The organism is Aliivibrio sp. 1S128 (assembly GCF_001691065.1).
In the GTDB taxonomy this organism is placed as follows: Bacteria; Pseudomonadota; Gammaproteobacteria; order Enterobacterales; family Vibrionaceae; genus Aliivibrio.
Genome location: NZ_MAJV01000168.1, coordinates 16,399 through 28,330, shown reverse-complemented (window position 1 = coordinate 28,330; position 11,932 = coordinate 16,399). Strand labels below are relative to the sequence as shown.

Here is an 11,932-nt window from a genome sequence, read left to right as displayed (position 1 = left end):
TATGTTCGATCAATCTATGACTTCAGAAGCATTAACAGTTACAACAGTTACAGCACAAGACCAGATTACTCAGAAGCCACTACGTGACTCTGTTAAGGCTTCGCTGAAAAACTACTTAGGCCAATTAAACGGTCAAGAAGTTAACGACTTATATGAATTAGTATTAGCTGAAGTAGAGCAACCTCTACTAGACATGATCATGCAGCATACTCGCGGCAACCAAACAAAAGCAGCAAATATGATGGGTATCAACCGTGGTACACTTCGTAAGAAACTTAAAAAATACGGCATGAACTAATCAAGTCTTATTAAAAATTCAAAGCAGTGTTAAGCAATTAACGCTGCTTTTTTTATATCTAAGATAAAGCCTACTATGTCTTGTACTAATCAATAAGCATAAAAAAACCGATACTACATTTCTGTAATATCGGCTTTAAATCTCTTACCAATTATGGCGGCCAAGCTCGTTTCTTACCACCACCAGCGCCAACTCCTGAGCGAATAAGCTCAACGGCTTTTGCTGTTTTCTCTTCAATGCCTTTCAAGCGATCATCAAGTTCACTTAAATCAACTGAGGCTCCTGATATACTCGTACCTTGAGTACCACCGCTATCAATCATTTTAGCGATCTTAGCGTTTTGAGCTTCAATACGCTTAATGCGAGCATCAAGCTCCATGACTGCTTTCCCTTGTTCACTGATTTTTCTGTCGATAACTTTCAGGGCGGAAAGCAATTTCATTACGTATTGTTTTTCCATTAATTGGCTCTCACCTAATTTTTACTCATCTCTTTATACATTAATCTATCGACCATTTTATCAACATCTTTAATAAACCGTTACAATAAATTACGCTTTCTTTTCTTCTAAATCCGCCAGTGCTGAAAGTATTGAGCAATGCGAAGCATCCTCATCAATATGGCCACAGCACGCATCATTAATGCTTTTCAATGCGGTACGTATATCCGTGAGTTGTGCAATCTTCTCATCTATAATCGTTAACTTAGTCTGTGTGATCGATTTAACTTCAGCACAGCTGTGTTTAGTTGCCTCTAAGCGAATCGCAAGTAACTCTTTAATCTCATCAAGAGTCAAACCCAATTGCTTTGCTTTTAAAATAAAACGAATTTGCGCTAGATTTTCTTCATTATAAAGACGATAACCGCTACTGCTTCTTCCCGACGGAATGAGTAATCCATTTTTTTCATAAAAACGTAATGTATCACTGGTTACATTACAGTGTTTTGCCAACTCACCAATTAAATACATTTTCATTCGTGCTAATCCCTCTTCTTCTGCTCCCATTTTCATTCCTTTTTACCAAAAAGGGCATCTTTTTTTGAGAATGCAATCGATTGCGGAAGCTTTTTTGTTTAACTTTAGTTAGAATATGCGCCATTACGTTGATGTGATGTTTCGCGCTTAACTCTTTATTAGGGTATTTCCCAAAACTGGCCAATTGCTGTTTGCTTTCTTTACTACTAGGAATGACAAACAGAACAAGTTCATTTTTGGCAAAAATCCTAACTTAATTCTAAAGGAAGAAAGTAGCAATGAATAACCCACGTCCGATCCGTCGCGCGCTAATTAGCGTATCTGATAAAACTGGTATTGTAGAATTTGCTCAAGCACTGACTGAACGTGGTGTTGATATTTTATCTACTGGCGGCACAGCTCGTCTGCTGGCAGAAAAAAATATCCCTGTAACAGAAGTATCTGATTACACAGGCTTCCCTGAAATGATGGATGGCCGCGTTAAAACTCTTCATCCTAAGGTACATGGTGGTGTTCTTGGTCGTCGCGGTCAAGATGATGACATCATGGAACAGCATGGTATCAACCCAATCGATATTGTTGTTGTTAACCTTTATCCATTCGCTGAAACCGTAGCAAAAGAAGGCTGTACGCTAGCTGATGCTGTTGAGAACATCGATATCGGTGGTCCAACAATGGTTCGCTCTGCGGCTAAAAATCATAAAGACGTCGCTATTGTCGTTAATGCTCACGATTACGATCGCGTAATTTCTGAAATGGACGCTAACGACAAATCACTGACTCAAGCAACGCGTTTTGACCTTGCGATTGCAGCATTTGAGCACACGGCTTCTTACGATGGCATGATAGCTAATTACTTCGGTACTATGGTTCCTAGCTATGGTGAGAATAAAGAAGGCGATAACGAATCTAAATTCCCTCGTACCTTCAACCAACAGTTCGAGAAAAAGCAAGACATGCGCTATGGTGAGAACAGTCACCAAGCCGCTGCATTCTATGTTGAAGCTAATCCTGAAGAAGCGTCAGTATCAACGGCTCGTCAGATCCAAGGTAAAGCGCTTTCTTACAACAACATTGCAGATACAGATGCCGCTCTAGAGTGTGTGAAAGAATTCGACGAACCTGCCTGTGTTATCGTTAAGCACGCAAACCCTTGTGGTGTTGCATTAGGTAAAGATGTTCTTGAAGCTTATGAACGCGCTTTCAAAACAGATCCAACCTCTGCATTTGGCGGTATCATCGCATTCAACCGCGAACTAGATGCAGCCACAGCAACGGCAATTACTGAACGTCAATTCGTTGAAGTTATCATTGCTCCTTCTGTTTCTGCTGAAGCAATTGAAATCATCGCGGCTAAGAAAAACCTTCGCCTACTTGAATGTGGTGAGTGGACAAGTAAAACAACGGGCTTTGACATTAAGCGTGTTAACGGCGGCCTGCTAGTTCAAGACCGTGACCAAGGCATGGTGTCTGAAGATGATCTTAAAGTGGTTTCTAAGCGCCAACCAACCACTGAAGAATTAAAAGATGCGTTGTTCTGTTGGAAAGTAGCAAAATACGTTAAATCTAACGCCATTGTTTACTCTAAAGGTGACATGACTATCGGTGTCGGCGCTGGCCAAATGAGCCGCGTTTACTCTGCAAAAATTGCAGGCATTAAAGCCGCTGACGAAGGTCTTGTAGTTGAAGGCTGTGCAATGGCATCGGATGCGTTCTTCCCATTCCGTGATGGTATTGATGCTGCAGCTGAAGCAGGCATTAAATGCGTTATCCAACCGGGTGGCTCTATGCGTGATGACGAAGTTATTGCAGCCGCTGACGAACATGGTATGGCGATGATCTTTACCGGTATGCGTCACTTCCGCCACTAGGAAAGACAGTAACGAGAGCGCTTCGCTTCTAGAAACTAGAACGCTACGCTCCTATAAGAGCAAATGAGTGCACTCTGTGAGCTTAATATTGCTCTTATAGTTTTTCGCACACTGAACTTTGTATTCACCGATTTATATAATTTATCCCCATTACAAGATGGTATTAAGGATTAAAACATGAATGTATTAATTATCGGCGCAGGCGGTAGAGAGCATGCTTTAGGCTGGAAAGCGGCACAAAACCCAAACGTTGAAACGGTATTTATCGCTCCAGGTAATGCAGGTACAGCGCTTGAACCAAAATTAGAAAACGTAGCGATTGATGTTGAAGACATCGCTAACCTTGTTGCATTTGCTAAAGAAAAAGCCATTGAACTGACTATCGTTGGCCCTGAAGGTCCATTGGTAATAGGTGTGGTTGATGCGTTCCGTGAAGCAGGATTACCGATCTTTGGCCCAACCAAAGCGGCAGCGCAACTAGAAGGTTCTAAAGCGTTTACTAAAGACTTTTTAGCACGTCATGATATTCCGACAGGCTACTACTCTAATTTCACAGAGATAGAGCCTGCGTTAGCGTATGTACGTGAGCAAGGTGCACCTATCGTTGTTAAAGCCGATGGTCTTGCTGCGGGTAAAGGCGTTATCGTTGCGATGACTCTGGAAGAAGCTGAAGATGCTATCAAAGACATGCTTTCTGGCAATGTTTTTGGTGAAGCCGGTAGTCGTGTCGTTATTGAAGAATTTTTAGAAGGTGAAGAAGCAAGCTTCATCGTGATGGTTGATGGCGCTAGCGTTCTACCAATGGCGACTAGCCAAGATCATAAGCGTGTAGGCGATAAAGACACTGGTCCTAATACGGGCGGCATGGGGGCATATTCTCCAGCGCCTGTTGTTACTCCTGAAATCCATAATCGTATTCTAGAAGAAGTTATCTATCCTACGGTTCGTGGAATGGATGCTGAAGGCGCACCTTACACTGGCTTCCTATATGCAGGTTTGATGATTGATGCTGATGGTACGCCAAAAGTAATCGAATATAACTGCCGCTTTGGTGATCCAGAAACGCAACCTATTATGATGCGCATGGAATCTGATCTTGTTGAACTATGCCTAATGGCGATCGATGAGAAACTGGATGAAGCAGAATCTAAGTGGGATCCACGCGCTTCAATCGGTGTCGTTCTTGCTGCTGGTGGTTATCCTGCCGATTATGCAAAAGGAGATATCATCTCTCTTCCAACGACTGAAGTTGAAGGTCAGAAAATATTTCATGCTGGCACAAAAAACAACGACGTTGGTGATGTAGTTACAAACGGTGGACGTGTATTATGTGCAACTGCATTAGGTAATACCGTCTTAGAAGCTCAAGAACGTGCGTATGAGCTTACAAAGCAAGTTAGTTGGAATGGAATGTTCCACCGCAATGACATTGGTTACCGTGCCATTGCTCGCGAATTAGAAAGTAAATAAGCATTACTTTCTACAAATAGCAAAAAGGCGCTGATGATAGCGCCTTTTTTATTATCCCATCGCCTACAACGGCTATTAATCTTCAATAAGATTTGGACGCTCTACACACTTATAGCTGTCATCTGTTAGTAGTAATAACTCCGACATCTTCAATACTTTTTTATCTCGATCCTGCTCTTCACCTAAAAATGAAATAAAGCTGTCTAAACCAGATAATCTAGCCACCACAAAATTAGGTAAAATTTGATTAAACTTTAATTGGTCGTATTGCTTACCATCACAAGAGTTAAATATTTCACCATCCCACTCACCTTGATACAAAGAGATGTTCTCTTTATCCAAACTTTCTACTTTTGCAATCAGATATTTAGATTGGTCTTGAAATTGTGTCAGTTGATCTGGCATCAATGGGAAGATACGACCATCCTTGCGATAACGCTGATACACAGCTTCACCATTACCGTTATAACGTACGTGCATCATGTAAGGAATGTGCTCATTAGAGCTATTTAACATTTCCCCTTCACGAATCGCTTCAACTAATATATTTTTTTCCCAACGGTAGGTGGTTTTATACCAACCATAATCACTCATCGTAACGTAATCAGAGGCATTGAGAGATTGTTGTAGTCTACGGGTGTACCAATAATAGCTGGTTGCATCACCTTGGATTTGACCACCGGTTAATGTGACAGATTTAATGCGGTCTTCACCTGATGGATTTGATGAACAGCCAAAAAGAAAAACGGAAAGAAGTAAGGTAGATAGGATGCGCTTCATAAAAATGCCGAGTTAAGGGTTAACTCGGCAAAGTATAGCTTAGTTCACTGATTCTTTCAGTGCTTTACCTGCAACAAATGCTGGAACATTAGCCGCTTTGATTTGAATCTCTTCGCCAGTCTTAGGATTGCGACCAGTGCGAGCTGCACGGTGGTTAACTTTAAATGTACCGAAGCCAATAAGTTGAACCTGTTCGCCATCTTTAAGTGCGCCAGTTACGCCTTCTAGAGTCGCTTCAAGGGCTGCTTTTGCTTGTGCTTTTGATAAGTCTGCTTTTTCAGCAATAGCGTCAATTAACTGGGTTTTATTCATTAGGATTTCCCTTCTATATTTTTAAAATCACGTTAACTCTAATGCATAAAGCCCCTACCTGGCAAAGGTTTGTCACGCTTCTTGCTACAGAATGCGTATTCTTTAGGCACAAACTGAGTAACGTCTCACAATTTGTTACTAATTTTCATTTCTGAGTCATTGCATTTCACTCATTGAGCACCCATTTTATAAGGGCTTGCTTACTTTTTTGAGATTAATAATGTTTATTTTATCCATCTATATCGCTATTTCTATCAGCGTATCATTTATATGTTCTGTTCTTGAGGCAATTTTACTCAGTATCAGTCCTAGCTATCTAGCTAAAATGCGACAGGAAAACCATCCTTCCGCAGAAAGATTAACGCAGTTAAAAAATAATGTCGATCGTCCTTTAGCGTCAATTTTAACGCTAAACACTATTGCCCACACGGCAGGTGCCGCGGCATCCGGAGCTCAAGCTTCTATCGTATTCGGTAGTGAGTGGTTAGGTGTATTCTCTGCGTTCTTAACGTTCGCAATTTTATTATTCTCAGAGATTGTTCCAAAAACAATTGGAGCAACCTACTGGCGTCAACTTGCACCACTAGCCGGAAAAATGCTTTATTGGATGGTTTTATTATTAACCCCTGTAGTGTGGGCATCTGAACAATTAACGAAACGCTTAGCTCGTGGCCACCAAGCTCCAAAGCTTCGGGATGAAATAGCTGCAATGGCGACGCTTGCAAAAGAAAATGGGGAATTTGCTGAAGGTGAATCTAAAATACTAACTAACATTCTAAATATTAAAGATGTTCCTGTTACTCAAGTGATGACACCAAGAACGGTTTTATTTCGTGTAAATGCTGAAATGACGGTTGAAGGCTTCCTAAAAGAACACATGAATACGCCATTCTCACGTCCTTTAATCTATAGCGAAGACAGTGATAACATTATTGGCTTTACACACCGACTAGAATTATTCTCTGCTATGCATGAAGGTCAAGGTAAATCCCCTCTAGGTTCTATCATGCGCCCTATTCAGATAGTAATTAGTACATCTACCTTACCAAAAGCATTTGAACACTTAATGAAGCACAGAGCACAGCTTGCTTTAGTTATCGATGAGTACGGTACCGTTCAAGGTTTGTTGACTCTAGAAGACATATTTGAGTACATGGTTGGTGAAGAAATCATTGATGAAGCAGACAAAACGACAGATATGCAACAATTAGCTCAACAACGCTGGACAAATTGGAAAACAAAACACGGTGTCATTGATAATACAGATAAAGAAGACAGCTAAAAAATTGAATCATAAAATATAAAGGTGTTAGCAAGCCCCTTTAGATAAACATAAAAAAACCGATGATAAGTCATCGGTTTTTTTATACGCGAAACAAAAATCAGTATTTTAGCTCTAAGCCAATATTACTTACATTTTCATCTCTTAATTCTTGGCGAAGATCTTTTATTAAATCAATGTCACGTTCTTCAGCTTCGCGTAGAGGTCGGAAAATAGCCCACTGGACATCCCACTCTTCACAAATCACTTCAATTTCTTTTTGATTTTCGTCTGTTACTTCTTCACCCGTTTCAGCTTCAACTAATTGAGCGACGGTCATCACTGATAATTGGCTGATCTTAAACATTGCGTCTTCTAATACATCACGATCTAGGATCCCGTGTAAGAAAGTCGATAGTGCAACACAAGCATCAATGGCAGGATAAGTTAGGTAAATTGAGTCATCATCTAACTCAGGGATCATTTCTTCTAGCTTTTCTAATTGACGTTCAAAATTAATTTTGGCATTTTTAACGGTCAATAATTCCCAAATGCTATCTAGTATAACGCGATAGGTTTGAGGTTCAGCAAAGCCTGTTGCTTCACAATAATGGGCATAGTTTGGGTACATACGCTCACATAAAGAAGCCATAAAAGTAATTTGTTGCCATGGTTCAAACTTTTCTAAACGAACTTGGATAGGATTGCGTAACATATACGATTCTACACTATAAAAAAATGACGCTTTAAGTGTACTTGATAACCATGAATGACAAAAGGAAGGTTATGAATAAATTACTTATCATTTCAAAAGAAAAAGAGAAATATCTCTCACTTTTTGAGCAATCGGATCTTCCTGATCTTGAAATTTGTCATGATCTGAGAAAAGCAGACATTATCCTTGCCGATCCACCACTCATTACTGACCTTCTTAATCAATGTGAACGCGTTAAATGGCTTCAATCTACTTTCGCAGGTATCGACGCTCTGATACAACCGAATTTAAGGCGGGATTATCATCTTACTAATGTAAAAGGGATCTTTGGCCAACAAATTTCAGAATATGTTTTAGGTTATTGCATCCAGTATTTTCGTCATTTCACACAATATGCAAAGCAACAAAATGAGAAGCAATGGCTATCTCATCGCTATACTTCATTATCAAACAAAACAATGGTTATTCTAGGTACAGGATCTGTCGGTTGTAATCTTGCGATGACAGCCAAAGCGCTTGGCTTTACTGTTTACGGCATAAACCGTTCTGGAATTCCCCCAAAGAACTCTCCTTTTATGCGTATCTATCATGTGGCAGAAATTAATACGGCCTTAAAGCAGTCAGATGTCATTGTGAGTACCCTTCCAAAAACAGAGCAAACCCTAGGTTTATTAAATACAGAGACATTAAGTCATGGGAATGGGGCTTTATTATTTAATGTGGGTCGTGGTGAGGTATTAGATAACTATGGTTTATTAGATGCCTTAGAGAATAAAACTATCTCTCACGCTTTTTTGGATGTGTTCATTAATGAACCATTATCACAAGAGTGTCCTTATTGGCGCCATCCTAACATTACCGTGACTCCACACATTGCTGCTATAAGTTTCCCTGAACAAGTTTTCGAGCAGTTTTCTATTAATTATCTACGCCGACGTGATGGATTCACCCTACTAAATTTAGTCGATTTTAATAAAGGGTATTAGTCAATGATAAAGCCTGTAGATTTACAGGCTTTAATCGAATTATTTTTTTGGGGCAGCAGATAATTTTGCACGAATAAATTCTAAGTGATCGAGATAAATTAAGTCGGCAACTTGACGAATAACAACCTCTTCCATCGGTTCTATCACTCCATCAGCATACGCAACCGACCACATTGCTTCTATCAACGCATAACGTTCTTGTGGCATTAACGCTCGCAGTTTAGTGGTAAATTCATAAAGAGAAACAGACGCTTTACTCTTACTTATCGCTTGGATTAATAGTTGCTGAGCTTGCTCTTCGTTGATATCAAGTAGCTTGATAAGTAACTGAAGTTTCGCATCATCTTCTCTTTGATCGCTCTGATGATCAGCTCTAGATACTTCACATAACAAAGACGCCATAGCTAAATTCATAGAGGCGATATCTGTCGCCCCACTTTCTTCGCCATCATGCATCAGTTTTCGCAATAAGATTTGTAGTTTCTTAAACATAATCGTCTCTTTTTATTTTCTAATAATTTTTTATGACCATTCTAATATTAGTCTGTTCCATTAAAAAAGGAGACCTCAATGGGTCCCCTTTTAATATCAAATCTTTAAACTAAGATTTTATTTATGGTATGGCTTAGATAAGTCATGCACCGCTTCAACAAATACACCTGCATTTTCAGGCGGAACATCTAAATGAATACCATGGCCTAAGTTAAATACGTGGCCTGTACCTTCATTACCAAAACCTTCCAGAATAGTGCCTACTTCTTGGCGAATTCGTTCTGGTTGTGCATAAAGGATAGATGGATCCATATTTCCTTGTAGAGCAACTTTATCACCAATACGAGCTTTCGCATCTGCAATGTTAATAGTCCAATCAAGGCCAACTGCATCACAACCTGTTGCGGCGATTGATTCTAGCCACATACCGCCATTCTTAGTAAATAGCGTAACTGGTACTCGACGACCTTCATTTTCACGAATTAGACCATCTACAATTTTATGCATATATTGAAGCGAGAAGTCGTTATAGTCACGAGGCGTTAGTACACCACCCCATGTATCAAATACCATTACAGATTGCGCACCCGCTTTAATTTGTGCATTCAAGTATTCAATAACCGTATCCGCTAACTTGTCTAGCAATAAGTGCAGTGTTGCTGGCTCTGCATACATCATTTTTTTGATTTTAGTGAATGCTTTTGAGCTTCCACCTTCAACCATATAAGTTGCTAGTGTCCAAGGGCTACCTGAGAAACCAATCAATGGAACTTCACCTTTAAGATCTTTTCGGATCTGACGTACTGCATTCATTACGTATTGCAGCTCACCTTCAGGATCAGGAAGACCAATTTTAGTTACGTCAGCTTTACAGGTAATTGGGCGTTCAAACTTAGGACCTTCACCAGTTTCAAAATACAGACCTAAACCCATCGCATCAGGAATAGTTAAGATATCAGAAAATAAAATCGCTGCATCTAGAGGAAAACGACGTAGGGGTTGAAGGGTTACTTCTGAAGCAAGCTCTGCATTTTTACACAGAGACATAAAATCACCGGCTTGTGCGCGTGTTGCTTTGTATTCAGGAAGGTAGCGACCTGCTTGGCGCATCATCCAAACTGGTGTGTAATCTACTGGTTGTTTTAATAACGCACGTAAATAGCGGTCATTTTTTAATTCTGTCATGATCTTTCCTCATATTAGATCCTGCTATTGTAGCATTCAATTTGATGAACAAAAGCCCACCTTTGCTATCGGGATCATATTTAACTGATCTTCTGTATTTCACACAGGCTTAATACCTATTAGAGATCTACTAATTAGTAATCCCTTGCCTTATTAATTTCATCCAGCGTTGATTCAATTAACATTCTTGCGATGGTCCCTTTTGGAGCAAGCTCTGGTAGGTTATTTTGATAATACCAATCTGCTTTTATCAACTCATTAGGATCTACCTTTATTTCACCGGTATCGTAATCCGCCATATAGCCCATCATAAGACTTGATGGGAAGGCCCACGGCTGACTTCCTATATAGCGAATGTTTTTTATTTTAATACCCGTTTCTTCAAATACTTCACGTTCAACCGCCATTTCTAAGGTCTCTCCCACCTCGACAAATCCTGCAAGCACTGTAAATAAACCACCTTTATGTCTTTGGTGTTGTGCTAATAAAATGGTGTCATCGCGGCGTATTGCAACAATAATAGAAGGGAAAATACGAGGGTAATGTAGCTTACGACATTCATTACATTGCATTGCTATCTGGTTAAGATTGAGTTGATTTCGACCACCACACTGAGGACAAAAACGAAACTCCCTAGCCATAAATCCATATTGAATCGCTTTGCTTATCATTAAAAAAAGAGAATCTTTAACAAGTAATAATTCTCTTAAATTGGTGAACTCTACTGTTTTTTCTATCTGCTCATCATTCAACCACATCACAGGGTAGTTTTCATGATTACCAATGCATACTGCATTTTCAAAAGGTAAATTCAAATCAACCGCATTACCACAAGGAAGAGCGTTATCCTCTAACCAAACTGCTGAATCATTTACGACACACCAATACGCTTTTGTATGTTGGTTTAACATCTTTATCACAACCCTCTTGCAGCAATCAATATTTACTGGCAATCTTAATAAACATGATTATGAGTGTATACCCAAGTAATTCTTACTGAAACTGCATTTTGATATTACTTAGGTATTGATATGAACGTGAGTTTATTATTTGCAACTACAAGGATATCGTTATGCTTACTAAACTAAATCAATTCCAAGAACAATGGGGTGGTAATAACGATGTTATTGACCATTGGCTGTCGACTCGCCAAGATCTATTGGTTGAATATTGTAAATTAGCAGGCCTTCCTCCTTTTGATTCATCTACGTCTTCTCTTCCTTCATTCTCAGCAATTCAATCCTTCAATCAACATCTCATTGATTATATCTCTGAGGGTCATTTTAAAATTTATAACATGGTAATGGCTAAATGGGATGCTACGGGGTTTTCACCAACAGAAGAGATGAGCTTACTTTACGCGAATATAACTAAAACTACCGATCCTATTCTTAACTTTACCGATAAGTATGCGAAAGAAGATGAGGATTTGTTACTTGCTGATTTTGATAAGGATTTCTCTAAATTAGGTGAGGTAATCGAGGCAAGGTTCGGATTAGAGGATGGTTTGATTGAGCAGATTTCAAATAGTTTGAGCCACCCACCAGGGGCTTAAAAAAGTAAATAGAGTGTTTAAATGATATTTG

Annotated in this window: 14 protein-coding genes; 6 read left to right on the top strand and 8 right to left on the bottom strand. The window is 39.5% G+C overall.

What is annotated here, in order from left to right; genetic code table 11:
• Nucleotide 1 precedes the first annotated feature (1 nt).
• A complete protein-coding gene (gene fis / locus A6E03_RS18665; RefSeq protein WP_005421285.1) occupies nt 2-298 on the top strand; it encodes a DNA-binding transcriptional regulator Fis in 297 nt (98 codons plus the stop codon).
• Nucleotides 299-449: 151 nt separating this feature from the next.
• On the opposite strand, the gene A6E03_RS18660 is transcribed toward fis, so the two are convergent.
• Together A6E03_RS18660 and zntR are read right to left on the bottom strand one after the other, a co-directional pair.
• Nucleotides 450-758 carry a hypothetical protein gene (locus A6E03_RS18660; protein WP_065601499.1) on the bottom strand — a complete coding sequence of 103 codons (309 nt, stop codon included), beginning with the start codon at nt 756-758 and terminating at the stop codon, nt 450-452.
• A 90-nt stretch (nt 759-848) separates the two neighbouring features.
• A complete protein-coding gene (zntR, locus tag A6E03_RS18655) occupies nt 849-1,268 on the bottom strand; it encodes a Zn(2+)-responsive transcriptional regulator (RefSeq protein WP_065592934.1) in 420 nt (139 codons plus the stop codon).
• Between the two features lie 284 nt (nt 1,269-1,552).
• Here zntR and purH point away from each other — a divergent pair, with 284 nt between their 5' ends.
• Together purH and purD are read left to right on the top strand one after the other, a co-directional pair.
• Complete coding sequence (purH, locus tag A6E03_RS18650; protein WP_065601498.1) at nt 1,553-3,145, top strand: bifunctional phosphoribosylaminoimidazolecarboxamide formyltransferase/IMP cyclohydrolase; 1,593 nt, start codon at nt 1,553-1,555, stop codon at nt 3,143-3,145.
• Between the two features lie 177 nt (nt 3,146-3,322).
• The gene (purD, locus tag A6E03_RS18645; protein WP_065592883.1) at nt 3,323-4,615 is read left to right on the top strand and encodes a phosphoribosylamine--glycine ligase; all 1,293 of its coding nucleotides are present in this window, start codon (nt 3,323-3,325) and stop codon (nt 4,613-4,615) included.
• 75 nt (nt 4,616-4,690) lie between these two features.
• Here the strand turns inward: purD and A6E03_RS18640 are convergent, their stop codons facing one another.
• Together A6E03_RS18640 and A6E03_RS18635 are read right to left on the bottom strand one after the other, a co-directional pair.
• Nucleotides 4,691-5,395 (bottom strand): DUF1481 domain-containing protein, encoded by a 705-nt coding sequence (locus A6E03_RS18640; RefSeq protein WP_065592882.1) that lies wholly within the window; start codon nt 5,393-5,395, stop codon nt 4,691-4,693.
• Between the two features lie 39 nt (nt 5,396-5,434).
• Nucleotides 5,435-5,707 carry an HU family DNA-binding protein gene (locus A6E03_RS18635; RefSeq protein WP_060992719.1) on the bottom strand — a complete coding sequence of 91 codons (273 nt, stop codon included), beginning with the start codon at nt 5,705-5,707 and terminating at the stop codon, nt 5,435-5,437.
• Nucleotides 5,708-5,927: 220 nt separating this feature from the next.
• Between A6E03_RS18635 and A6E03_RS18630 the strand changes: the two genes are divergently transcribed.
• Complete coding sequence (locus A6E03_RS18630; protein WP_065592881.1) at nt 5,928-6,989, top strand: CNNM domain-containing protein; 1,062 nt, start codon at nt 5,928-5,930, stop codon at nt 6,987-6,989.
• 100 nt (nt 6,990-7,089) lie between these two features.
• Here the strand turns inward: A6E03_RS18630 and A6E03_RS18625 are convergent, their stop codons facing one another.
• Nucleotides 7,090-7,683: a YjaG family protein gene (locus A6E03_RS18625; protein WP_065592880.1), complete on the bottom strand. Its 594-nt coding sequence runs from the start codon at nt 7,681-7,683 to the stop codon at nt 7,090-7,092.
• Between the two features lie 71 nt (nt 7,684-7,754).
• Here A6E03_RS18625 and A6E03_RS18620 point away from each other — a divergent pair, with 71 nt between their 5' ends.
• Nucleotides 7,755-8,669 (top strand): D-2-hydroxyacid dehydrogenase, encoded by a 915-nt coding sequence (locus tag A6E03_RS18620; RefSeq protein WP_065601497.1) that lies wholly within the window; start codon nt 7,755-7,757, stop codon nt 8,667-8,669.
• Between the two features lie 39 nt (nt 8,670-8,708).
• On the opposite strand, the gene A6E03_RS18615 is transcribed toward A6E03_RS18620, so the two are convergent.
• From A6E03_RS18615 to nudC, 3 genes are all read right to left on the bottom strand, one after another.
• Nucleotides 8,709-9,161: a TerB family tellurite resistance protein gene (locus A6E03_RS18615; protein WP_065592878.1), complete on the bottom strand. Its 453-nt coding sequence runs from the start codon at nt 9,159-9,161 to the stop codon at nt 8,709-8,711.
• Between the two features lie 117 nt (nt 9,162-9,278).
• Complete coding sequence (gene hemE / locus A6E03_RS18610) at nt 9,279-10,346, bottom strand: uroporphyrinogen decarboxylase (protein ID WP_065592877.1); 1,068 nt, start codon at nt 10,344-10,346, stop codon at nt 9,279-9,281.
• Nucleotides 10,347-10,480: 134 nt separating this feature from the next.
• Nucleotides 10,481-11,257: an NAD(+) diphosphatase gene (gene nudC / locus A6E03_RS18605; RefSeq protein WP_065592876.1), complete on the bottom strand. Its 777-nt coding sequence runs from the start codon at nt 11,255-11,257 to the stop codon at nt 10,481-10,483.
• 161 nt (nt 11,258-11,418) lie between these two features.
• Here nudC and A6E03_RS18600 point away from each other — a divergent pair, with 161 nt between their 5' ends.
• Nucleotides 11,419-11,901: an Rsd/AlgQ family anti-sigma factor gene (locus A6E03_RS18600; protein ID WP_065592875.1), complete on the top strand. Its 483-nt coding sequence runs from the start codon at nt 11,419-11,421 to the stop codon at nt 11,899-11,901.
• Nucleotides 11,902-11,932: the final 31 nt, after the last annotated feature.